18 protein-coding genes are annotated in these 22393 nt (G+C 72.8%); 9 read left to right on the top strand and 9 right to left on the bottom strand.

Annotated elements, in window-relative coordinates; genetic code table 11:
• Positions 1 to 331: 331 nt before the first annotated feature.
• On the top strand, positions 332 to 1450 hold the full coding sequence (gene serC, locus ABD073_RS04650) for a phosphoserine transaminase (protein WP_343872690.1): 1119 nt from the start codon (positions 332 to 334) through the stop codon (positions 1448 to 1450).
• 178 nt (positions 1451 to 1628) lie between these two features.
• Positions 1629 to 1763 (top strand): hypothetical protein, encoded by a 135-nt coding sequence (locus ABD073_RS04645; RefSeq protein ID WP_343872688.1) that lies wholly within the window; start codon positions 1629 to 1631, stop codon positions 1761 to 1763.
• A 445-nt stretch (positions 1764 to 2208) separates the two neighbouring features.
• Here ABD073_RS04645 and hrpB read toward each other — a convergent pair whose 3' ends face one another.
• The 4 genes from hrpB to efeU all read right to left on the bottom strand — a co-directional run bounded on the left by hrpB (position 2209) and on the right by efeU (position 8358).
• Positions 2209 to 4755: an ATP-dependent helicase HrpB gene (hrpB, locus tag ABD073_RS04640; protein ID WP_343872687.1), complete on the bottom strand. Its 2547-nt coding sequence runs from the start codon at positions 4753 to 4755 to the stop codon at positions 2209 to 2211.
• Positions 4756 to 4991: 236 nt separating this feature from the next.
• Positions 4992 to 6233, bottom strand: a complete 1242-nt coding sequence (efeB, locus tag ABD073_RS04635) for an iron uptake transporter deferrochelatase/peroxidase subunit (protein ID WP_343872686.1) — start codon at positions 6231 to 6233, stop codon at positions 4992 to 4994.
• An 86-nt stretch (positions 6234 to 6319) separates the two neighbouring features.
• Positions 6320 to 7483, bottom strand: coding sequence for an iron uptake system protein EfeO (efeO, locus tag ABD073_RS04630; protein WP_343872684.1), 1164 nt, complete (start codon positions 7481 to 7483; stop codon positions 6320 to 6322).
• On the bottom strand, positions 7480 to 8358 hold the full coding sequence (gene efeU / locus ABD073_RS04625; protein WP_343872682.1) for an iron uptake transporter permease EfeU: 879 nt from the start codon (positions 8356 to 8358) through the stop codon (positions 7480 to 7482). The genes efeO and efeU overlap by 4 nt, the downstream gene beginning before the upstream one ends.
• A gap of 689 nt (positions 8359 to 9047) precedes the next feature.
• Here efeU and ABD073_RS04620 point away from each other — a divergent pair.
• The 4 genes from ABD073_RS04620 to ABD073_RS04605 all read left to right on the top strand — a co-directional run bounded on the left by ABD073_RS04620 (position 9048) and on the right by ABD073_RS04605 (position 13687).
• A complete protein-coding gene (locus tag ABD073_RS04620) occupies positions 9048 to 9701 on the top strand; it encodes a DinB family protein (protein ID WP_343872680.1) in 654 nt (217 codons plus the stop codon).
• A 260-nt stretch (positions 9702 to 9961) separates the two neighbouring features.
• On the top strand, positions 9962 to 11353 hold the full coding sequence (locus ABD073_RS04615; protein WP_343872678.1) for a DUF7847 domain-containing protein: 1392 nt from the start codon (positions 9962 to 9964) through the stop codon (positions 11351 to 11353).
• Positions 11354 to 11383: 30 nt separating this feature from the next.
• Positions 11384 to 12202 carry an HAD-IIB family hydrolase gene (locus ABD073_RS04610; RefSeq protein WP_343872676.1) on the top strand — a complete coding sequence of 273 codons (819 nt, stop codon included), beginning with the start codon at positions 11384 to 11386 and terminating at the stop codon, positions 12200 to 12202.
• Positions 12203 to 12277: 75 nt separating this feature from the next.
• Complete coding sequence (locus ABD073_RS04605) at positions 12278 to 13687, top strand: sensor histidine kinase (RefSeq protein WP_343872674.1); 1410 nt, start codon at positions 12278 to 12280, stop codon at positions 13685 to 13687.
• A gap of 62 nt (positions 13688 to 13749) precedes the next feature.
• Here the strand turns inward: ABD073_RS04605 and ABD073_RS04600 are convergent, their stop codons facing one another.
• From ABD073_RS04600 to ABD073_RS04585, 4 genes are all read right to left on the bottom strand, one after another.
• Complete coding sequence (locus tag ABD073_RS04600) at positions 13750 to 14421, bottom strand: response regulator transcription factor (protein ID WP_343872672.1); 672 nt, start codon at positions 14419 to 14421, stop codon at positions 13750 to 13752.
• Between the two features lie 56 nt (positions 14422 to 14477).
• Positions 14478 to 15125: a DedA family protein gene (locus tag ABD073_RS04595; RefSeq protein WP_343872671.1), complete on the bottom strand. Its 648-nt coding sequence runs from the start codon at positions 15123 to 15125 to the stop codon at positions 14478 to 14480.
• Between the two features lie 107 nt (positions 15126 to 15232).
• Positions 15233 to 15823, bottom strand: coding sequence for a TetR/AcrR family transcriptional regulator (locus ABD073_RS04590; RefSeq protein WP_343872670.1), 591 nt, complete (start codon positions 15821 to 15823; stop codon positions 15233 to 15235).
• 69 nt (positions 15824 to 15892) lie between these two features.
• Positions 15893 to 17917 carry a trypsin-like peptidase domain-containing protein gene (locus ABD073_RS04585; RefSeq protein ID WP_343872669.1) on the bottom strand — a complete coding sequence of 675 codons (2025 nt, stop codon included), beginning with the start codon at positions 17915 to 17917 and terminating at the stop codon, positions 15893 to 15895.
• A 123-nt stretch (positions 17918 to 18040) separates the two neighbouring features.
• Between ABD073_RS04585 and ABD073_RS04580 the strand changes: the two genes are divergently transcribed.
• Positions 18041 to 18943 carry a phosphatase PAP2 family protein gene (locus ABD073_RS04580; protein WP_343872667.1) on the top strand — a complete coding sequence of 301 codons (903 nt, stop codon included), beginning with the start codon at positions 18041 to 18043 and terminating at the stop codon, positions 18941 to 18943.
• A gap of 234 nt (positions 18944 to 19177) precedes the next feature.
• Here the strand turns inward: ABD073_RS04580 and ABD073_RS04575 are convergent, their stop codons facing one another.
• Positions 19178 to 20173 (bottom strand): iron-siderophore ABC transporter substrate-binding protein, encoded by a 996-nt coding sequence (locus tag ABD073_RS04575; protein ID WP_343872665.1) that lies wholly within the window; start codon positions 20171 to 20173, stop codon positions 19178 to 19180.
• 77 nt (positions 20174 to 20250) lie between these two features.
• Here ABD073_RS04575 and ABD073_RS04570 point away from each other — a divergent pair, with 77 nt between their 5' ends.
• Both ABD073_RS04570 and ABD073_RS04565 read left to right on the top strand, forming a co-directional pair.
• Positions 20251 to 21327, top strand: a complete 1077-nt coding sequence (locus tag ABD073_RS04570) for a FecCD family ABC transporter permease (protein ID WP_343872664.1) — start codon at positions 20251 to 20253, stop codon at positions 21325 to 21327.
• On the top strand, positions 21324 to 22385 hold the full coding sequence (locus ABD073_RS04565; protein ID WP_343872663.1) for a FecCD family ABC transporter permease: 1062 nt from the start codon (positions 21324 to 21326) through the stop codon (positions 22383 to 22385). The genes ABD073_RS04570 and ABD073_RS04565 overlap by 4 nt, the downstream gene beginning before the upstream one ends.
• Positions 22386 to 22393: the final 8 nt, after the last annotated feature.

Here is a 22393-nt window from a genome sequence, read left to right as displayed (position 1 = left end):
CGCAGCGGACGCCGGTCAGCCTTCTCCCTGCTGCCGATTCCGCGCCCCTGGTCCCAGGCCAGCCCACGAAGAATCCGTCGAGCATGCTCTCGCCGATGCCCTCGCAGTCGGTGCGGTAGCTGATGGCCATCCCCTGATCCTGCCCGGTCCGGCCGGACCTGTCCCCCGGTTTTCGACCACTCGATGTCGAAGCGTCCTGACCCGTCCGCGGCAGCCGGCCGCAAGCGCGTGATCGAGCGGTCGGTTTCCGGGGATGTCCGCCCCTCGGCGTGGACCGCGGCGTCGTGGGCCCGGTGCGAAAGACTGGTGGGGCACCGACGAGAGGCCCACCGTGAACCAGCTGACCATCCCCGCGCACCTGCTGCCCGCCGACGGGCACTTCGGCTCCGGCCCCTCCAAGGTGCGCCCCGAGCAGGTGGACGCGCTGGCCCGTCGCGGCCACGAACTGTTCGGCGGCTCGCACCGCCAGCCGCCGGTGAAGAACCTGGTCGCGAGCGTCCAGCAGGGCCTGGCCGATCTCTTCACGCTTCCCGAGGGCTACCAGGTGGTGCTGGGCAACGGCGGCGCCACCGCCTTCTGGGACGTGGCCACCTTCGGCCTGGCGCGCGAGCGCAGCCAGCACCTGGTGCTGGGCGAGTTCAGCCGCAAGTTCGCCACCGAGACCACCCGCGCACCCTTCCTGGCCGAGCCCGAGGTCATCGAGGTGCCCGCCGGCCAGGGCGTCGTCGCGCACGCCACCGCCGGCGTCGACCTCTACGCCTGGCCCCACAACGAGACCTCCACCGGCGTGATGCTGCCGGTGCAGCGCCTCGCGGGCGCCGACGCCGACGCGCTGATGGTGATCGACGCCACCTCGGGTGCCGCCGGGCTGGGCGTCGACCTGAGCCAGTGCGATGTCTACTACTTCAGCCCCCAGAAGGGCTTCGCCAGCGAGGGCGGGCTGTGGTTCGCCATCATGAGCCCCCGCGCCCTGGAGCGGGCCCGCGAGCTGGCCGCCACCGACCGCTGGATCCCCGACTTCCTGAGCCTCACCACGGCCATCGACAACTCGGCCAAGCACCAGACCTACAACACCCCCGCCATCGCCACCCTGGTGCTGATGGACGAGCAGCTGCGCTGGCTCAACGACCAGGGCGGGCTGGCCTGGGCCGATGCCCGCACCCGTGAGTCCTCCTCGCGCCTCTACGACTGGGCCGAGCGCACCGACTGGGCCACGCCCTTCGTCGCCGACCCGGCCTTCCGCTCGCAGGTGGTGGGCACCGTGGACCTGGACTCCTCGATCGACGCCGCGGCCGTGGTCTCGACGCTGGCCGCCAACGGCGTGCTCGACGTCTTCCCCTACCGGGCGCTGAAGCGCAACCAGGTGCGGGTGGGCATGTTCCCGGCTGTCGAGCCCGACGACGTGAGCGCACTCACCGGCTGCATCGACTGGGTGGTCGGCCAGCTCTGAACCGACCTCCACGGCAGTCCCGGACCCGGGATGCCCCGGGAGGCCTGCCCGCCGGCTGGATGCCGCACCCGCGGTAGCTCACATCCGATGCCGAGCCACCGGACAGCCCGCGCACAGGCTCGCGGAACAGTCTTCTTGGTGTCAGCCCGGAGCGCCGGGCCCGAGCCAAGGAGAAGCCATGAAGCAGCAGTCCAGCAAGGCCGTCACCCTCTCTCCCGCCGCCGTCGCGTGGCTCCTGGGCCGGCGCCCGGTGACCGGGCAGCAGGTCCGGGTCGGCACGTCCGGCCCCCACATCCGTCTGGTCCGCTCCTGACCGGCCAGACCCCTCCCCCAGAGGTACGACGGGCCCCGGTTCTTCCCGACCGGGGCCCGTCGACATCCGGCCGCCATCCCCGGAAATCGACCACTCGACGATCTCGCCCCTACGGCGTGCAGCCGGGGACGAGGCGCACGGGCGCATCGAGAGGTCGGTTTCCGGGGTGCAGTGCGCCTGGATGACAATGCCGGGTGCCCGTGGGCACCCGGCATCGCTGCACGATGGCGTCGCTCCCCTGGTCGGTGCGGCGCACGTGGCGCCGTCCGAGCCGGCCCCGAGCGCTCGGCGCTCCGGGGAACGCGTCGTGTCCGTCCCCTCCGCGGCGTCTCACCCATCCGGTTCGCCGGCCACGGATCTCCGGAGACCACCTTGGACGCCAGTGTCGTGCCAGTCAGGCCGGGCAGCTTTCGCCCGGGCCGACTATTACGGGCATCATATTGCGTCAGTGCCCGGATTTGGTGGTGCCACGTCGCGGCGCAGCAGAAAGTGGGTCATCTGGCCAAGGATGTTTCCGGTAGCGGCCCCGGTTCTCGGCACGCACCGCCGGATAGGCATTGGCCCAGAAGCTGGCCAGGTCGTCCGTGACCGCCAGCGGCCGCTGCGCCGGGCTCAGCAGGTGCATCAGCACCGGTACCCGGCCGTCCAGGATCCGCGGGGTCTCCAGCAGCCCGAAACACTCCTGCAGCTTGACCGCCAGCACCACGCGATCGGCGGGATCCTCCGGGTAGGCCAGCCGCACCAGGGAGCCGGTGGGGACCTCGATCCGCTCCGGCGCCAGCTCGTCCAGCCGCCCCGCCTCGGGCCAGGGCAGCAGCCGCCGCAGGGCACTGGTCAGGTCGAGCCGCGGGGCCGGGGTTCCGGTGGCCAGCCGGTCCAGCTCCGGGGCCAGCCACTCGTCGCTGCACTCGAGCAGGGAGGTCTCGTCCACCGCGGGCCAGGGGTCCCCCAACACCCGGTGCAGCAGGCCGAGCCGCGCCCGCAGCACCCGGGGGCCCTCGCCCCACTCCAGCAGCCCCGGCCCGTCAAGCCCGAGCCCACGCTCGCGCAGCACCTGCAGCACGGCCTCGCGGCCCTGCTCCACGCTGGGCGCGACGGGGGTGGCGGCCAGCTCGACCGCCCCCAGCAGGTCCAGGGAGCGCGCGGCCACCCGGCCGGACTCGAAGCGCGCCTCCACCCGCCGGGTTCGCAGGTGCTCGGCGGCCTGCTCGGCCAGCTCCCGGGTGATCGGGACGGCCGCCCGGATCACGGCACCGCTGGCATCGCTGGTGCGGGCCCGGGCCATCTCGGCCACCGCCAGCCACTCCTGCCCGCGCAGCGCAGAGCCCTGCTCCAGGCCCGCGCCGGTGCCGCCGGTGGTGAGGTAGGCGGTCGAGTCCGGGCCCCGGCGACGGGCGATCCGGTCCGGGTGGGCCATCGCCACCACCAGCCCCAGGGCCCCGGCGGGCTCACCGGATTGCTGACCCACCAACGATTCCAGCCGATCGGCCTCGCGTCGCCAGCGATGCGCGGCGGGACCCCGACCGGAGCGCAGCTCACGCAGCAGTCGCTCCAGGTCGCCGCCCGGGGCGCGCTCGTCGCCGGCCAGCATCGCGACGGCCCCGGCCGCTGCTCGCGAGCCCACCAGCGGCGCAGCTTCCAGCAGGGCACGGGCCAGTCGAGGATCTGCGGGCACCGAGGCGATCCGACGCCCCAGGTCCGTGGCGCGGCCGCCCTCGTCGAGGGCACCGAGCGCGGTCAGCGTGGCGACCGCCCCCGCCATTGCAGCGGGCGGCGGTGGGTCCGGGAGCGCCAGGCCGTGCCCACCGGGTGAGCCCCAGCAGGCCAGGTCTAGGGCGGCGCCGGTCAGGTCGGCGGTGGCGATCTCGGGCACGGTGAAGGGGCGCAGCCGGGGCCAGTCGGACTCCGGGAAGCATCGGATCACCAGGCCCGGCCCCAGCCGGGCGGCACGTCCGGCGCGCTGCTCGGCTGAGCTGCGCGGCTCGCTCACCGTGACCAGTCCGCCCATTCGTCGCCCGGTGTCGTAGCGCGGTTCGCGGGACAGGCCGGAGTCCACGACGGCGCGCACCCCTGGCACGGTCAGCGAGGACTCCGCGACGGCGGTGGCCACGATCACCCGACGGCCGGGCCGGTCGGTGAGCACCGCGTCCTGGGCCCGGGCATCCAGCGAGCCGCTCAGCGCCTGGGCCTCGATCCCCTGTCCCTGCAGGCGTTCGGCCACCCGATCGGCCTCGCGGGCGCCCGGCACGAAGACCAGTACATTGCCCTCGCCGGTGCTCGCCAGCGCCTCGCGGGCGGTGGCGGCCAGGTGGTCCAGGAAGGCGGGGGTCAGACCCCGGTCGTCGAGCCGACGGGTGCCCGGCGGCGTCGGGCTCCAGCGCACCTCCAGCGGGTGCAGGTCCGTGGCGACGGCCACGACGGGCGCTGGGCCCTGCGCCCCGCCCAGCAGGCCCGCCCACCGCGCGGCATCGAGGGTGGCCGACATCACCACCAGCAGCAGGTCGGGCCGCAGCTCGCGCAGCTCCACCAGCATGGCGAAGACCAGGTCGGAGTCCAGGGCGCGCTCGTGCACCTCGTCGAGCACCACCGCGGCAGTGCCGTCCAGGCCCGGGTCGGCGAGCAGGCGGCGCAGCAGGACGCCGGTGGTGACGAACTCGACGGCGGTGCGACGGGTGGCGGTGGACTCGCCGCGCACCGTGAAGCCCACTGGCTCCCCGGGTCGGCCGGCGGAGAGCTGGCCCAGGCGTCGCGCGGCGGCGCGGGCGGCGATCCGGCGCGGCTGGGTCACCACGACGCGGCCAGGTTCCGTCGAGTCACGGGAGGCCAGCTGGGCCACCACCTCGGCCACCAGCGGCGGCACCAGGGTGGTCTTGCCCGTGCCGGGCGGAGCCTGCACGACCGCCATCCGCTCACGGCGCAGCACCTGCTCCAGCTCCTCGCGCGCCGCGAGCACCGGCAGCCCGGCTCCGATGGCGGCGAGGTCGAAGGTCATGGTCCCCAGTCTGGCAGCGCGGGCGCCTCGCCCCGGAAATCGACCGCTCGACGACGGGCCGCGCCGACGCGCCCGCGTGGCTGGCGCCAGGGATCAGATCGAGCGGTCGATTTCCGGGGAAGTGCACGGCAGACCCCCGGGACGCGCAGGACGGCTCCCCGCGCAGCGGTGCCGGACAGGCGGTTCCCCCGGGGAGCGGTGGAGCGACAGGGCGGGCGAGGGCCGCGGCCCGGGGCTCAGGAGAAGAGCGCCTGGCCCACGAACTCGCCCTCGCGGGCGCCCGGCGGCACCGCCCACAGCCCGCTGCCGCGGTGCTGCAGGTACTCCGCCATCAGGTCCTGGGTGGCCATCCGGGTCTGCATCGGGATGTAGTGGGTGCGCGGGTCGCGCACGAAGCAGATGAAGAACAGGCCCGCGTCCAGCCGGCCCAGGTCGTCATTGCCGTCGGTGTAGTTGTAGCCGCGGCGCAGCATCTGCACGCCCTTGTTCCGGCTGGGGTGCGCGACGGCGACGTGGGAGCCGGGGTCCACCAGCGGCTTGCCCTCGCGTCCGGTGAGCGCGAAGTCGACGGCGCTGAACTCGGTGCCGCCCGAGAGCGGGGCGCCCTCGCGCCGGTCGCGGCCCACCAGCCGCTCCTGCTCGCGCAGGCTGGCGCGGTCCCAGGTCTCGATGTTCATGGCGATCCGACGGGCCACCAGGTAGCTGCCGCCGGCGAGCCAGTCGGCCTTCGGATCATCGCCGCGGCCCACCCAGACGTGCTGGTCCACCAGGTCGGGTTCCTCGGCCTTGAGGTTGGCGGTGCCGTCCTTGAAGCCGAACAGGTTGCGGGGCGTTTTCTGCGCACTGGAGGTGGACGAGGTGCGGCCGTAGCCGAGCTGGCTCCAGCGCAGCACCGCGGTACCGAAGGCGATCCGGGTGAGGTTGCGGATGGCGTGCACCGCCACCTGTGGGTCGTCGGCGCAGGCCTGGATGCACAGGTCGCCGTCACTGCGCGCGGGGTTGAGGTTGTCGCCGGAGAAGTGGGGCAGCCGCTGCAGGGCCGCAGGGCGACGCTGGGCCAGGCCGAAGCGGTCCTTCCCGTTCTTCTCGAACAGGGTGGGCCCGAACCCGAAGGTGAGGGTCAGGTTGGCGGCGGCCAGGTCCAGCGCGTCGCCGGTGTCGTCGGGCGGGGCGTCGTAGGAGGTCTCCCCGCCCACCGACTCGCCTCGGGTCATCTTCTCCGCGGCCAGGGTCCAGGCGGTGAGCAGGGCCACCAGCTCGTCGCGCGAGGAGGTGGTGACGTCGAAGGCGGCGAAGTGCATCCGGTCCTGCGCGGGGGTGGTGATGCCGGCCTGGTGTTCGCCGCGGAAGGGCACCGCCTGGCCGTCCTCGGCGGGCTGGGGCTCGGCGGCGTGCGCGGTGCTGCGGCCGCCCGCGAAGGCAGCGGCCCCCACGGCGGTGGTGGCGCCGGCCCAGCCGATCAGCCCGCGCCGGGACATGCCGACGCCCGGCCCCCGATCGGGTTGGGGGCCGGGCACCGGTTCGGGCGTCGCCTCTGACGCGTCGCCCGTCTCCTGGGGGGAGGTCACAGGGTCACCGCGGCAGGCACCTTGGACAGCGGCTCCGACAGCGCGTTGACGGCGTCGGAGAGCTCCTTGACCTGGTCCTTGGTGAGCTTGTCGTAGCCGACGAAGCCATCGCCCTGGCGCTGGGCGTCGAGCAGCTTCTGCAGCGCGGCGAACTTCAGGGTGAGCTGGGAGTTCAGCTCGGCATCCTTCTTCTTCAGCAGCGGTTCGAGGCCCTTCCAGGCCACCCGGGCGCCGTCCACGTTGGCCTGGAAGTCGTACAGGTCGGTGTGGCTCCAGATCTCCTCCTCGCCGGTGACCTTGCCGGTGGCGACCTCGTCGAGCAGGGTCTTCGCGCCGTTGGCGATCTGGTTGGCGGTGAACTTCATGGCGCGGGTGCGGTCATAGAGGGTCTTGGTGTCGGCGACGAGCTGGTCGGCCAGGGCCTTGCGCTGGGCGGTGGTCAGCGCGGTGTGGCCGCTCTTCGGGGGCCACAGGTCCTTCTCGATGGCATGCCAGCCGGTCCACTTCTGGCCGGACTCGAGGTCTGCCTCGCGGGCGTCCATCCGCGGGTCCAGGTCGCCGAAGCTCTCGGCGACGGGCTCGATCCGCTCCCAGTGCACGCGGGTGGGGGCGTAGCGGGCGCGGGCCTCGTCGTCCTTGCCGGCGATGTAGAGCTGGGCGAACTCCTGGGTGCCGGTGAGCAGCTGCTCGGTCTGGTCCTTCACGTAGCCGGCGTAGGCGGTGTTGGCCTGGTCCACCAGGCCCTTGTCGTCAGCGCTGACGCCCAGGTCGGCGCCGGAGTCGGTGACGGTGAACTCATGGCGGATGCCCTCGCCCACCATGCCCGGCTTGCAGGCGGTGAAGTACTTGCCGGGGGCGGCCTTGAGCACCAGGTCACGGGTGATCTGCGGGCCGATGTTCTCCACCTCGCCGACGATCCGCAGGCCGTCCTCGGCCAGCAGGTAGAACTCGGTGATCTTGCTGCCCTGGTTGGTGACGGTGAAGACCAGGTTGCCCGACGGGGCGGTGGCCGCGCTGACCTGGCACTCGGTGTCGGTGCTGGTCACGTTCAGGTTGCCCGGAGAGGCAGAGCTCGAGGACTGGGCATTGTTGTCGGTGCAGCCGGCCAGCCCGAGCAGGGCGAGGGCCGACAGGGCGGCGAGGGTGCGGGTGGGCTTCACGCGGGGACTCCTTCGGTGGTGCGGGCCTCGGTGCCCGCGGGGGTGGGGGTCGGCGCCGAGGGGCGGGCCGGACGGACGTTGTGGACGAACCAGGCCATGACCGGGATGACGTAGAGCAGCCAGACGGCCACCTCCAGCACGGTCATCGCCGGGGAGAAGTTGAAGATGCCCTTGAGCAGGGTGGCGAACCAGCCGCTCGGGTCGATCCGGGCGGACAGGTCGAAGGCGTAGTTGTGCAGGCCGGGCAGGATGCGGGCCTCCTGCAGGTCGTGGACGGCATAGGCCAGCACGCCGCCGGCGATCAGCACCAGGAAGCCGCCGGTCCAGCGGAAGAAGCGACCCAGGTCCAGCTTCACGGCGCCGCGATAGACGGCCACGCCGAGCGCGACGGCGGTGAGCAGGCCGAGCAGGGCGCCGAGCAGCGGGGCGGTGGTGGAGGCATTGTCCCGGGCGGCGGCCTTGGTGGCGGCCCAGAGGAAGAGGGCGGTCTCGAGCCCCTCGCGGCCGACGGCGAGCATGGCCACCAGCACCAACGAGCGACGGCTGGCCTCGGCCGCGTCGATGGCTGCCTTCAGCTCGGTGCTCATGGTGCGCGAGCTGCGCGCCATCCAGAAGATCATCCAGGTGACGAAGCCCACCGCGATGATCGACAGCCCGCCGCCAATGGCCTCCTGCGCCTCGAAGGTGAGGCCCTTGGGACCGTAGGTGAGCAGGGCGCCGAAGCCGAGGCTGATGGCGACGGCGATCCCGACACCCGTCCAGATCCGGCCGAGCAGGTGGCGACGCCCGGACTTCACCAGGTAGGCCACCAGGATGACCACCACCAGTGAGGCCTCCAGGCCCTCGCGGAGCCCGATCAGGTAGTTGGCGAGCACGTGCTTCCCCTGTCGTGGTGACGGCTGCCCGCTCCCGGCCCGGCGGTCGGGAGGAATTAGGCAACGTCTGCATTGTTCAAACGCGACAAACTTAGGGCAGCCTAACCTGACTTCGCAAGTCCGCCCCGATGGCGCTGGCCGGGCCCATTGCGTCGGCGGGCCCGTGCCGCGGCGACCGTCCCCCGGAAATCGACCGCTCGACGCGCCGCCGGCCCGAACCCACGCGGGGCGCCCGGGGAGCCGGGTGATCGAGAGGTCGTTTTCCGGGGACGCCTTCCCGGGAGGCGCCCCCGGTTCTCGACTCCTGCACCTCGCGCCCGCCACGCCCCGGACATCGCGCACCCGGCCTGTCTCGCACTACGTCCCGGAAATCGACCGCTCGACGCGCAGCCGGCCCGAACCCACGCGGAGCGCGCGGGGAGCCGGGTGATCGAGAGGTCGTTTTCCGGGGATGGCCCGGGGAACGGCTGAGCGGGAGGCCACGCGGGAAGGCGAGGAGGCTCCACCGGGGGCCTTCGTCCACCGGTTGACCGAGGTCTCGCGGACTCGGTGCGCCTCGTGCAGGATCGAAGGGCCGCGCGCAGCCAGAAGGCACGCGGCGGGACAGGAGATTTCGCGGCAGGGCGAATGCCGCGGGCACGGGCCGATGGTCGATTGTCCCGACCCGGTCAGCGCCTAGCGTGGAAGCCATGACCCAGCCCAGCCAGACCAGCCCGGACGCCATCCAGCAGCAGCTGCACCAGCAGTTGCGCGGCCTGCGTGAGGCCATGCTCTGGAAGGTCGAGGGGCTTCCCGAGCCAGACCTGCGGACCCCGCTCACCCCCACCGGAACCAACCTGCTGGGTCTGCTGAAGCACCTGACGGCACTCGAGTTCGGCCACTTCGGCACCGGCTTCGGACGCCCCGTGCCGGACCTGCCGATGCTGCACCCGGAGGCCGATCCCGCCCAGGACTTCATCGCCGAGCCCGACGAGGACGCGCCGGGACTGGTTTCGCTCTACCGGCAGGCCTGCGAGCAGGCCGACGAGCTGATCGCCTCCCAGCCGATGGACACCCCCGGCACCATCCCCTGGTGGCCCGCCCCGCAGACCACCCTGGGCGCCGTCCTGGTGCACCACCTGGCCGAGGTCGCCCGCCACGTGGGCCATGCCGACATCCTGCGCGAGCTGCTCGACGGACGCGCCGGGCTGCACCCGGAGAACCGGATGCTGCCCACCGACGACCCCCAGCACTGGGAGGAGCAGGTGGAGCGGGCCCGCACCCTGGCCAAGCGGGCCGAGGTGGGGGCACTGGACGCCTCGCAGGACCTCGCCGTGGACCCCGGAGCCCCCGACCAGCCCTGAGGGTCCACCGCCCCTGAGACCCTCCCGGCCCCGGGTTCCCACCGGCCTCGAGACCCCACCGGCCCTGAGACCTGGGGCGTGAAGGCGGCCTGGATCGAGGACTGCCTCAGACCAGTCGACGTGGTGCAGCCCGTCGCTCTCAGCCGGGCTGGTCCAACAGGTGACGCCGCGCTGGTCCAGCAGGTGACGTGGGTTGAGGAATTCCCGCGCCTGCCCCAGGGCTCGGTGGGCCGACCCCACGGCGTCCTAGGAGCGTGGGCATGAGCCTGCCTTCCCTGCCTGATCCCAGCGGTCCGCCCCCTGTCCCCAGCATCCTCGAGCGCAGCCCGATGGGCATCGGGGAGCTGTTCACCACCAGCTGGCGCGCCCTGCGGCGTGCCCCCGGCCTGCTGGTCGGCCTGATGCTGGTCCAGGTCGTGCTGGTCTGGGTGGCGGTTGCCCTGGGCGTCGGGGTCTTCGTCGCCCTGGTGGGTCTGGACGCACTGGACCAGCCCGCCGGCACCGACATGGGCCCGCACCTCCCGCGCATCATCATCGCCGGCATCATCAGCGGGCTGCTGTGCCCGGCCCTGATCGCCGCGGCCAGCATCAAGCTCACCGCGATGCAGGTCTCGGCCGTCGACCAGCTGGCCCGCGGCACTCGTCCCTCTTGGTCCAGCACGAAGGCCGCCACCCGCGGGGTGATCGGCCGCGCCCTGGTGCTGCTGGGCCTGGGGCTGGTGGCCGCCCTCGTGATGCTGAGCGTGATCGGCCTGGTGATCGGCCTCTTCGCGGTCGCCCTCGACAGCGCCGACCAGGGTGGCTCCAGCGGCGGTGCTGCCCTCGCCGGCATCCTGATGGCCGCCGTCATCGTCGCCGTCTACATCGGGATCATCTACCTCTCGGTGCGCCTGGTCTACGCGAACGCCGTGCTGGCCCTGGAGGGCCGCTCCGGCCTCGACGTGCTGCGTCGCTCGCTGCAGCTCACCAAGGGCTCCTTCTGGCGCACCCTGGGCTTCTACATCGTCGGCATGCTGGTGCCCAGCTTCGCGAGCAGCGCGGTGCAGATGGTGCTCAGCCCGGCCGTGGCCGCCAGCGCCACCCCCGATGCCCAGGGCAACATGGAACCCAACCTGGTGGCACTGGCGATCGTCGGCCTGCTCACCCTCCTGGTCTCGCTGGCCACCGCCATCTGGGGCGTGGTCTACGTGACGGTGATGTACATCGACGCGGTGCGCCGCAAGGAGATCGAGCGGCTCGCGCCTGCTGGCACCAGCACCGCTCCCGTCTTCATCCCCGGCAACCAGATGACCGGGCTGCAGCAGCCCGGGTGGCCGCAGCAGCAGCCGGGCCAGCAGCAGTGGGATCAGCAGGCCCCGCAGCAGCAGTGGGGCGGCACCCCGCAGCCGGGTGCCTGGCCGCAGCAGGGCAGCCCGTGGCCGGCCCAACCCCAGCAGCAGGGTGGCCAGTGGCCCAACCAGCCGCAGCAGCCCGGCCAGTGGCCCGCACCCTCGGACAACCAGGCCCCCGCGCAGCCGACCCCCGAGCAGGGCAGCACCTGGCCCCAGCCATCCGACGAGCCCACCGCCCAGATCCCCGGCGAGGAGCCCACGCGTCAGCTCCCGCCCGACGAGCCCCGTAACCCGTGGGCGCCCCCTCAGGACAGGCGATAGGTTCGAGTCACAGCCTGCCCTGGAGGAAACGTGACCCAGACCCAGCTCGTCGTCTTCGACCTCGACGGCACCCTGCTCGAGACCGGCCACCGGATCGAGCCGGGCACCGCCGCCGACGTCGCCGCTCTGGTGGCCGACGGGATGGCGGTGGCGCTGGCCAGCGCCCGGCTCGACGAGTCGATGGCGATCGTGAACCAGGCCATCGGGCCACGGATGCACCGGATCAGCTACAACGGTGCGCTCACCACCCTGTCGGACGGCACGGTGGTGCATGAGATGGACTTCGAGATCACCCCGGAGCTGTCGCAGGCCCTGGCCCGGCTCGCCGAGCACGGCGCCTTCCACGCCTACACGGCTGACGGCCGCTGGCTCGCGATCGGTGAGCAGCCCCGCATCGACCGTGAGGAGCACGACACCTGGTGCACCGCGCAGGTGCGGGCCCGCGGCATCGAGCCGCTGGAGCTGGCGGGACAGCGCTGTCTCAAGGTGGTCTGCGACGGCACACCGGAGGCGCTGGCCGAGCTGGAGGCCACCGTCGACGGCCTGGACGGGGTGAACATCACGCACTCCGGCCTGACCCTGATGGACATCTGGCCCAGCACCTCCGGGAAGGCGAACGGCCTGCTGGCGCTGTGCGAGCGGCTCGGCATCGGCCCGGAGCAGGTACTGGCCGTCGGCGACACCGCCACCGATGTGCCCATGCTGCAGCTGGCCGGCCAGTCGATCGGCGTGATGCCCTGCGCCCCGGTCGTGCAGCAGGCCGCCGACCACGTGGTGGAGGGCCCCGGCAGCCCCGCCCTGTTCGACCTGATCCGTCGGCTCACCGGGCTGCCGCCCCGACGAGACTGAGCCCGGCACGGGGTCGCCCGGACCGACCGCCGTCACTTCAGCCCCGGCTCAGCCCCCACCGCGTAGCGTGCTGCCATGGACATGCATCGCCCCACCCGCTTCTGGTCTCGCTGGGGCATCCGCAAGCAGCTGACTGCGGTGCCGGTGGCGATGGTGGCGGTGCCGCTGTGCGTCGGCATCCTGGTGCTCGCCAACCTGCTGACCAATTCGCTGTCCAATGCCCTGATGAGCCGCTCGGTCGACGTCATCGAGCGCACCATCGGCGAGGTGCAGGCCGGCGGCATCGACAGCCTGCCCGGTGACCTCCAGCTGGAGGCCGACTACGTGGTGCAGGTGCTGGACCAGAACGGCCGGGTGGTCTGGAGCTCCAGCGCACGCGAGCACAGCCCGATCTCGGCGATGCGTCCCGAGCCCGGGCAGAGCGCCAGCGAGGGCGTGGTCAACTGGTGGGGACCCGAGGACCGCAACGAGCACCGCGACCTGGTGCTGGCCAAGGGGATGGACCTCGACGGCCGCAAGTACGTGGTGCTGGCCGCCACCTCCCAGGAGGACCAGCACAGCGCCGTCACGGTGACCGTCGGGCTGCTCTTCGCCTGCGTCCCGCTGGTGATGCTGGTGGTGGGCCTGGTCTCCTGGTGGGTGGGCGGCCGCGCCCTGGAGCCCGTCGACGAGATGATCGAGCGGGTGGCCCGGATCCGTTCCACCACGCTGGACCAGCGCATCCCGGTGCCGGAGGCGCAGGACGAGCTCCAGTCGCTGGCGCTGACCATGAACCAGATGCTGGAGCGGCTGCAGGAGGGCCAGGCCTCGCAGCAGCGCTTCCTGTCCGACGCCAGCCACGAGCTGCGATCCCCGCTGGCGAGCCTGAGCGGCGCGCTGGAGATCGCCGGCCACGAGGACTCGCTGGAGACCTGGCGTGAGATGGCACCGCTGATGAGTGCGGAGGCCACCCGGCTCAACGACCTGGTCAAGGACCTGCTCACCCTCTCCCGCAATGACGACGGGGGGCTGCGGGTGAACCGCACCGAACTGGACCTGGACGACCTGGCCGGCGAGGAGGCCCGCCGGCTGCGCCAGGCCACGGACCGGACCGTGAGCACCGACATCCACGCGGTGCGCCTGGAGGCCGATCCGGCCCTGCTGCGCCAGGTGCTGCGCAACCTGTGCGACAACGCGGCCCGCCACGCCCGTTCCCAGGTGCGGGTGGGCGTCTCACTGGCGATGGACCCCGTCCAGCCCCGTGCGGTGGTGCGGGTGGAGGACGACGGCAACGGCATCGCGCCCGAGGACCGCTCGAAGGTCTTCGACCGCTTCGTGCGGCTGGAGGAGTCGCGCAGCCGGGACCAGGGTGGTTCCGGCCTGGGCCTGGCCATCGTGGCGCAGATCGTGCGCGCCCACGGTGGCCGGGTGCGGGTGGTCGACTCGGACCTGGGCGGCGCCTGCTTCGAGGTGGAGCTGCCGCTCGAGGCCGGCACGCTGGCCTGAGCCGGGCGTCCCGCGCCCCGGTGCCGGGCGGCCTGTGCCCGGCGGACTGAGCCGGGCGAGCCTCAGTCCATCTCGAGGCGGTAGCCGACGCCCCGCACGGTCTGGATGGTGTTCTCCCCGAAGGGGGTGTCCAGCTTGCGTCGCAGGTAGCCGACGTAGACCTCCACCACGTTCGGGTCGCCGTCGTGCTCGCTGCCCCAGACGCCGTCCAGGATCTGCGCCTTGGTGACCACGGCGCCCTTCTGCTGCATCAGGTACGCGAGCAGGTTGAACTCGCGGGGGGTGAGGTCGATCTTGGTGTCGCCGCGGTGCACCAGGTGGGTGGCGGGGTCCAGCACCAGTCCCTTGGCGGTGAGCTGGGTGGGCCGCTCGGAGCCACCGCGACGGGCCAGCGCCCGCAGCCGGGCGTTGAGCACCACGAAGCTGAAAGGCTTGGTCAGGTAGTCGTCGGCGCCCAGGTCGAAGGCGTCGGCCTGGTCCCACTCGCCGTCCTTGGCGGTGAGCATCAGCACCGGGGTCCACACGTCCTCGGCGCGCATCGCCTTGAGGATGTCGTAGCCGTTCATCAGCGGCAGCATGATGTCCAGGACCACCACGTCGTACTCGCCGTGGACGGCCTTCAGGCAGCCCTCGCGGCCGTCGCGGGCCAGGTCCACCACGTGCCCCTCGGCGGTCAGGCCCCGTCGGGTCACCTCAGCCAGTGAACGGTCGTCCTCGACCAGCAGGATCCTCATGGGGCGACACTACCCGGGCTGCCATCCGCGGCGCAGGCCCCGACGCGCACGACGGCTCAGATGGTGAGCCGATCCGGGTGCTCGGCGGCCCAGCGCTCCACGTCGGCCTGGATCCGGCGGTTCATGGTGCGCGCCCCCAGCACGGCCACCAGCGCCACCAGGCCCAGCAGGATCCAGCCGGCCCGCTTCAACCAGGTCTCGGCCACGGCGCCCAGCACCCAGACCAGGGCCACGGTGCCGCCGGCCCAGCAGATGCCGCCGGCGATGTTCGCGGCCAGGAAGGTCGGGTAGTGCATCCCCATCATCCCGGCCAGCGGACCGGCCAGCATCCGCAGCAGCGCGACGAAGCGCCCGCCGAAGACGGCCCCGGCACCGTAGCGGCGCATCAGGTCGCGGGCCCAGCCGATGTGGGCGGGGGTGACGTGGCGCGGGAAGTGCCGGTTCATGAAGCGCAGCAGGGAGTCGCCCTTCTCGCGCCCGATCCAGTAGCCGATCGAGTCGCCCACCACCGCGCCGGTGATGGCGGCCAGTGCGATCCCCACCGGGCCGAAGCTGGCGGCCGGGTGGTGGGCAGCCAGCGTCGAGGCGATGATCGCGGTCTCCCCGGGCACCGGGATGCCGATGCTCTCGACGCCCACCAGCAGGCCCAGCAGCAGATAGAAGATCGGTCCGGGAACCTGTCCCAGCAGCCAGCTCAGGTCCATGGCGCCATCCTCGTCGGGGCGGGCCCACTGCCAGCCGTGCCCCCATGATGCGACCGACGAGCGGAGCGGTCATACCGCTCACAGCCCTGCCTCAGCGGTGGGTCGGCTCAGCCCAGGGTGCCGGCGTCGAAGAGCTCCGCCACCAGACGACGGGCCTGGGCGCGCCCCCCTTCGGCGTCGTGGATCCCCATCACCACGGCGATCGCGTAGGTGCAGTAGGTGCAGAAGATGGTGTCGGCGAGCGCGCGGGCCCGTTCCAGGCCGACGCGGGGGTGGTGGGCGATGATGCGGCGCCCCAGCGCCTCCTGCACCACCACGTCCATCCCGGCGCGCGCCTCGGCGCCGAACCCGTCGAGCAGACTGCCCACGTAGTCGCGCACCAGGCCGCAGTGCTCCTCGATGGTGTCGAACCAGCTGGCGAAGATGTGGTCCATCTCCTCCGACAGGCTGTGCTGACCGCCGGAGGCCTCCAGCGCCGCGACCCGGCCCAGCGTCGCGGCCACCTCGCTGGCGCCGAACAGGTCGGCCAGCAGCTCGGGCTTGTCACCGCAGTTGGCCACCGTCCCCACCGAGACCCCGGCCGCCTCGGCGATCTGGCGCATCGAGGTGGCGGAGTAGCCGTTGGTGCGGAAGAGCTCCTGCGCGGCCGCGCGCACGCGTGCCTCGCGCCTGGCCTGCTCCGTGCTCCGCACCCCCATGGACCGCATTATGCCGGGCGGGCAGCGGGCCATGGAACGTCCGATCGGCCAGCCGATGGGAGGCCCGGCTCAGTTCACGGGACTGGATCCCAGCCGCACCGTGCCGCTGCGTGACTGGCCGGAGGCGTCGACCCAGCTGATCTCCACGCTCTCGCCGGGCTCCTTGGCGGCCAGCTCGCCGGCCAGGGCCGCCTGGCTGGTGATGGTGGTGCCATCGAGCCCGGTGATGGTGGAGCCACGGGTGATGCCGGCGGCGGCCGCCGGTCCGTCGGGCACCACGGAGCTCACCACCAGACCGCGACCCTGGCCGGAGAGCACGGAGACGCCCAGGTAGGCATTGGGGCCGATCCGCACGCTGCCGGACTCGTCGCCGGCCTTGATCTGCTCCACGATGGTGAGCGCGCGCTCGATCGGCACCGCATAGCTGGCGACGGTGACCGCCTGGCTCCGCGGGCCGGTGGAGGCCTGCTCGCCGGCGGTGGTGATGCCCACCACCTCGCCCTCGTCGTCGAGCATCGGCCCGCCGGAGTCGCCGGGCAGGGCACCGGCCGTGGTCTTGAGCACGTCGGTCAGGCTCTCCGAGCCGTTGGAGGCGGTCTCGGAACTGACCGTGATGGAGGCCTCGAGGTCGGTGACCTTGCCCTCGGCGGCGCTCAGGTAGCCCTGGCCCTCGGAATTGCCGACGGCCGTGACGGTGTCGCCGACCGCCGGGTCGCCGTCGTCGTCGAGCCTGACGGTCTGCAGCCCGGAGGCGTCCTGCAGCTTGAGCAGCGCGACATCGTGGCCCGCGTCGTGGCCCACGACGGTGGCGGTATAGGTCTTGCGGGTGGACGCCACCTCGACGCGCACCCGGGTGCTCGACTGCACCACGTGGTAGTTGGTCAGCACGTAGCCGTCGGAGCTGAGCACCATGCCGCTGCCCGCACCCTGGGCGGAGGAGCTGGCGGTGGAGATCAGGACCACGCCGACGCTCTGCTCGGCGGTGGCGGTGGTCTGCTGGCTCGACTGGGTGGTGCCGGTCCCCGACTGGCCCTGACCCGACTGGCCCTGGCCCGACTGGCCCTGGCCCCAGGGGTCGAAGGGGTTCTGCTCCGCGGGCATCCCCTCGGCGCCCTGCTGCTGGTCGCTGCCCTGCTCGTCGGACGTGGTGGGCCCCTCGCTGGAGCCGGAGCCGTCGGTGGGGCTGGTCTGCGTCTGGTCGCTCTGCTCGCCGGCGGGATGGCGCGGGTCGAGCTGGTTGGGGTCCTGGCTCTGGCTGGCACCGGGCTGGGCCTGGCCGGAGCTGTTCTGCAGCAGGCCTGGCGCCTGGGTCAGCGCCAGCGAGGCCACCGCACCGACGGCCACCAGCGCCAGCAGGCCGCGGCCGCGCGGCTTGTCCTGGCGTGGCTGGGGCTGCGGGGCGCCCCAGGGCTGCCCGGAGGGCGGCTGCCAGCCGGGCGGCACCGCGCCGCCGCCCTGGCCGGCCGCCACGGGGGTGCCTGGCTCGCCGGAGGCGGGGCCGGGCTGGGTGGGGGTGCCTGGCTCGCCGGAGGCGGGGCCGGGCTGGGTGGGGGTGCCTGGCTCGCCGGAGGCGGGGCCGGGCTGGGTGGGGGTGCCTGGCTCGCCGGAGGCGGGGCCGGGCTGGATGGGGGCGGCATAGGCCACCGGCGCGCCGGGCGGGGCCTCAGGGGCGGACCAGTCCTGGCTTCCCTGGCCCGCCTGGCCGCCGGACAGGCTGTTCTGCTGCATCCCCAGGTGCTGGGCTCCGGGCTGCGGGACGCCGGGCTGCAGGCCGAGCTCGGGGAACTGACGGGTCTGTTCCACCGTGGGGATCTGCTGGGTCTGCTCGACCGTGGGGATCTGCTGGGTCTGCTCGATGGTGGCGAACTGCCGGGTCGTCTCCTCGCCCTCGGGCCAGGCGGCCTGCGGCAGCACCTGGGTGGGCTCGCCACCGGGCCGGGTGGACGGGTCGGAGAGCACCTGCGTCGACTCCTCGCCCGGCAGCACGCCCGTCGGCTCGTCGTGGGTGGGCCCGTCGGTCTCGGGGCGGGCCCAGAACCAGTCCTGGTCGGGCTGCTGGGGCGCGGGACGGTGCGGGTCGTGCTGCTGGGACATGGATCCAGTCAACGTGGCGAAACCAGAAAAACCCAATGCACGGACTGTGAGGAGCCTGTGAATCGCTGAGCTGCCGCCGCGCTCGACGAGACCCTGCTCCCGTGGCTTGCAAGACTGGCTCCCATGTCTTCTTCGTGGTCGGCCTGGCGCTGGGTCCGCCCGTTGCTACTCAGCGCAGCCTGCGGTGCGGCCGTGATCGGCGTCTGGTGGTTCTTCGTCCACACCCATCGCGGGCAGATCCTGGACACGCTGTCCTACCAGGGCGGCAACATCGGCTCCTGGCGGGTCAGTGACCACTTCGAGACCATGCTCGAGGTGGTCTCGGTGCAGGGCGTGGCCCTGACCATGGTGCTGGTGGCGCTCACCGCGCTGCTGCGACGACGCTTCCTGCTGGGCCTGGAGGCCGCCGTCGTGGTGGCCGGCGCCAACCTGTCCACCCGGGTGCTGAAGTACCACGTGCTCTACCGGCTCAACCTGGTGGAGGGTCCGCTGATGCACAACTCCTATCCCAGCGGCCACACCACCGCGGCCGCCTCGGCCATGGTGGCGGCCCTGCTGGTGGCGCCCCGCGCGCTGCGTTCCGTGGTGGCGGTGGTGGGCGCCGGTGTGATGCTGGCCTTCGGCTACGGCACCTTCGTGGCCCACTGGCACCGGCCCTCCGACGTGGTGGGCGGCTACCTGGTCTGCCTGTGCTGGGCGATCATGGCGCTCTGCGTCAACGGCCTGCGCCACTGGCTGGTGCGTCGCCGCAGCGGCGAGCAGGCGCCCTCCACCTCGCTGGCCCGGCGCACCGTGCCCGGCCTGATGGTGGCCGCCGGCACGGTCGGCCTGGCGGTGGCCGCGGCCTGCCTGTGGCAGAGCTGGCCGGTCTCCGATCCCTTCACCGCCACCCGCCAGCAGTACCTGGTGGCCATGCTGGGCGGCGCCGCCGGCATCGCCGGGGTGGCCTTCGCCGGGATGGGCGTCCTGCTGCGCCTGGTGCAACTGCACGACGTGGACCGTCGCAGCTTCGACCAGCCCGCCTGAGCCACGGCCGAACCAGCCGTCCCGGCGCCCACCAGCCCGTACCGGGCGTCGACCAACCGGCAGCCCCGGCCCTGAGCAGCCGTCGGCCTCGGCCACCTCAACCAGATCCGCCACGATCCGGCCTCCGGGCCCGGTTCGGGGCCATCGGAACCGGATCGTGGCGGATCCTGGTCGATGAACAGCAAGGAGACACCGCGGGGGCCGCACGTCAGTGCACAACAGCCCCGCGTGGCATCACTTCAGCGCGGCCTCGATCCTGGGCACCAGCTGGTCGATGGCATGGCTGCGCGCCGCCGGGGAGCCCAGCGAGAAGGCCTGGGCCAGGTCGCCGTCGAGCACCAGGGCCCGGCCGTCCTTGACGGCGGGCACGGCCTTGAAGGCGGCGTCATTGCTCATCTGCTCCGGCTTGACGAAGATCGGGAAGCCGATGATCAGGTCGGAGTCGATCACGTCGAGCTTCTCCGCGGAGATCTTCACCGAGAAACCGGTCTCCGAGACGGGCAGCGCGGCGATCTTCGGGTTCTGCACGAAGCCCAGCTTCTCCAGGAAGTCGATCCGGTCGCCGCCCTTCACATAGGCGCCCCAGCCCTCGCTGGTGCGGGAGACGGCGCTGGCCGTCTTGCCCTTCCAGCCCGGGTTGGCGGCGGTGACCTTCGCCACCTTGGCGTCGACCTCGGCCTTGAGCTGCTCGCCCTTGGCCTTCTCACCCAGGGCGGCGGCGATCATCTCGAGCTGCTGGTCGGAGGTGGTGAGGTAGGAGTCGCCACCCTTCGGGACGCCGACCACGGGGGCGATCTGCTTCAGCTTGTCGTGGCGGGCCTGGTCGCCGGAGCTCTTCACGTCGAGGATCAGGTCGGGCTTGAGCGCGGCGATCTTCTCGTAGCTGGGCTCCATGGTCTCGATGATGGTGGGGGCGGTGGTGTACTTCCCCTTCAGCCAGGGGCCGACGCCCTCGCCGCCGAAACCGAGCCAGTCGGAGGCGCCGACGGGCTGCACGCCCAGCTGCAGCGCGTCCTCGGCATCGCCCCAGCCCAGGGCCACCACGCGGGTGGGCTTCTTCTCTATGGTCACGTCGCCGAACTTGGTGGCGACGGTGACCGGGAAGCCGCTCTCGGCAGCACCCGAGGCCGAGCCGCTGGCGGCGCTGCCGGCCTCGGGGGAGGAGGAGCAGCCCACGGTGGCGAGGGTGGCGGACAGGGCAAGGGTGGTCAGCAGCTGACGGCGGTTCATCGGGTCCTCTCGGCGGGCGGGGACCATCTGGAGACCCCGCGGTGATCAATTAGGTAAGGCTAACCTATAGTAATTGGGTGACCACGACCGCGGCGGGAGCCGATACCGGACGTCCCCCGCGCCAGGAGCCACCGGGCCGGCCTGCCGACGGGGGACGCCGGGCCACCACCAGACGACTGTTCGGCCTCGTTGCCGCGCTGCTGCTGGTGGCAGCGGCCATTCTGCTGGCCATCGCGGTGGGCGCGCGAACCGTCCCAGTGGGTGACATTCTCGACGCGGTGCGAGGCCGGCCGGTGCCCCAGGAGGTCCGCCTGGTGGTGGACCTGCGGCTGGCCCGCACCGCCCTGGGCCTACTGGCCGGTGCCGCGCTGGCCGCCTCCGGTGCCCTGGTGCAGGCGGTCACCCGCAACCCGCTGGCCGATCCCGGCATCCTCGGCACCACCTCCGGCTCCGCCTTCGCGGTGGCCATGGCCGCCGGGCTGTCCGGCCTGGACTCCTCGCTGGGCCTGCTGCTGGCCGCCTTCGTGGGCGCCGCGCTGGCCACCGTCGGGGTGCACGCGGTCGGATCGCTCGGACGCAACGGCGGCAGCCCGGTGCAACTGGTGCTGGCCGGCACCGCCCTGGGTGCGGTGCTCACCGGCATCACCTCGGCCATGGTGATGGCCGACCCGCAGCGCTTCACCGTGATGCAGACCTGGCGGGCCGGCTCGCTGGCCGACCGCGGCTGGGCCCACATCCCCGTCGCCCTGCCCTTCCTGGTGGTCGGACTGGTCCTGGCGCTGGGCATCTCGGGTTCGCTGAATGCGGTCGCGCTGGGCGACGACCTGGCCACCGCCCTGGGCGCCAACGTGGCGCTGGTGCGTGGTCTGGCGATCCTGGCGGTCACCCTGCTGGCGGGCACCGCCACCGCCCTTGCCGGCCCGATCGCCTTCGTCGGGCTGATGGTGCCGCACGCCGCCCGACGGATCTGTGGCCCCGACCAACGCTGGATCCTGGCCTACAGCCTGCTGCTGGGCCCCGCCCTGCTGCTGCTCGCCGACGTGCTGGGCCGCATCGTGATGCCCCCGGGCGAGCTGCCCGCCGGCATCGTCACCGCCTTCCTCGGCGCCCCCGTGCTGATCTGGCTGGCCCGCGGCAGGATGGCCGAGCTGTGAGCACCGCGAACCCGCGCACCCCTGCCCCATCCACCACCCGTCCCGGCATGCTGCGGATGCCCGTGGTGGGCACACCGGTGCGTCGCGACGGACTGCTACGCGGCCTGCTGCTGCTGGCGCTCACCGCCCTGCTGGCCGTCTGGGCGATGGGCCTGGGCGACTACCCGCTCAGCCCCGGCCAGGTGCTCTCCGCGCTGGTGCGCGAGGACGGCTTCGCCAGCACCGTGGTGCGGGAGTGGCGCGCCCCCCGGGTGCTGGCGGCCCTGCTGCTGGGGGGCGCGCTGGCCGTCTCCGGCGCCGTCTTCCAGTCGCTCACCCGCAACCCGCTCGGCTCGCCCGACGTGATCGGTTTCTCCACCGGCGCCTATTCCGGCGTCCTGCTGGCCACCACGGTGCTGGGCGGCTCCTTCGCCTCGACGCAGGCCGGCGCCCTGCTGGGAGGCCTGGCCACGGCCGCGGTGGTCTACCTGTTCAGCCTGCGCCAGGGCGGGGTGCAGGGCTACCGGCTGGTGGTGGTGGGCATCGGCGTGACGGCCATGCTGCACGCGCTCAACCTCTTCCTGCTGATGCGGGTGCAGGCGGAGGTGGCGATGGCCGCCTCCATCTGGGGCGCCGGCACCCTCTCGCTGGTGGGCTGGCCTGAACTGCTGCCAGCCATCGGCTGCCTGCTGCTGCTCACCCCGGCCGTGGCCCTGCTGGCCGCCCCGCTGCGCCAGCTCGAGCTGGGCGACGATGCCGCCAGCGCCCACGGGGTGCCGGTGGAGCGCACCCGGATCGCCCTGATGGTGGTGGCGGTGGCCCTGGTGGCGGTGGCCACGGCCGCGGCCGGACCGATCGCCTTCGTCGCCCTGGCCGCACCGCAGATCGCCCACCGCCTGCTGGGCGGGGCGGGCGTGCCCCTGGTGGGCTCCGCGCTGTGCGGCGCCCTCCTGCTGCTGGCCAGCGACGTGGCCGCGCAGCACCTGCTGGGATCCGACGTCCCGGTGGGCATCGTCACCGTGGTGGGCGGCGGCGCCTACCTGCTCGCCCTGCTCGTCGCCCAGGTGAGGCGCTCATGACCACTGGA

The organism is Luteococcus peritonei (assembly GCF_039526385.1).
Classification (GTDB): Bacteria; Actinomycetota; Actinomycetes; order Propionibacteriales; family Propionibacteriaceae; genus Luteococcus; species Luteococcus peritonei.
This window is presented reverse-complemented; position numbering and strand designations above follow the sequence as displayed.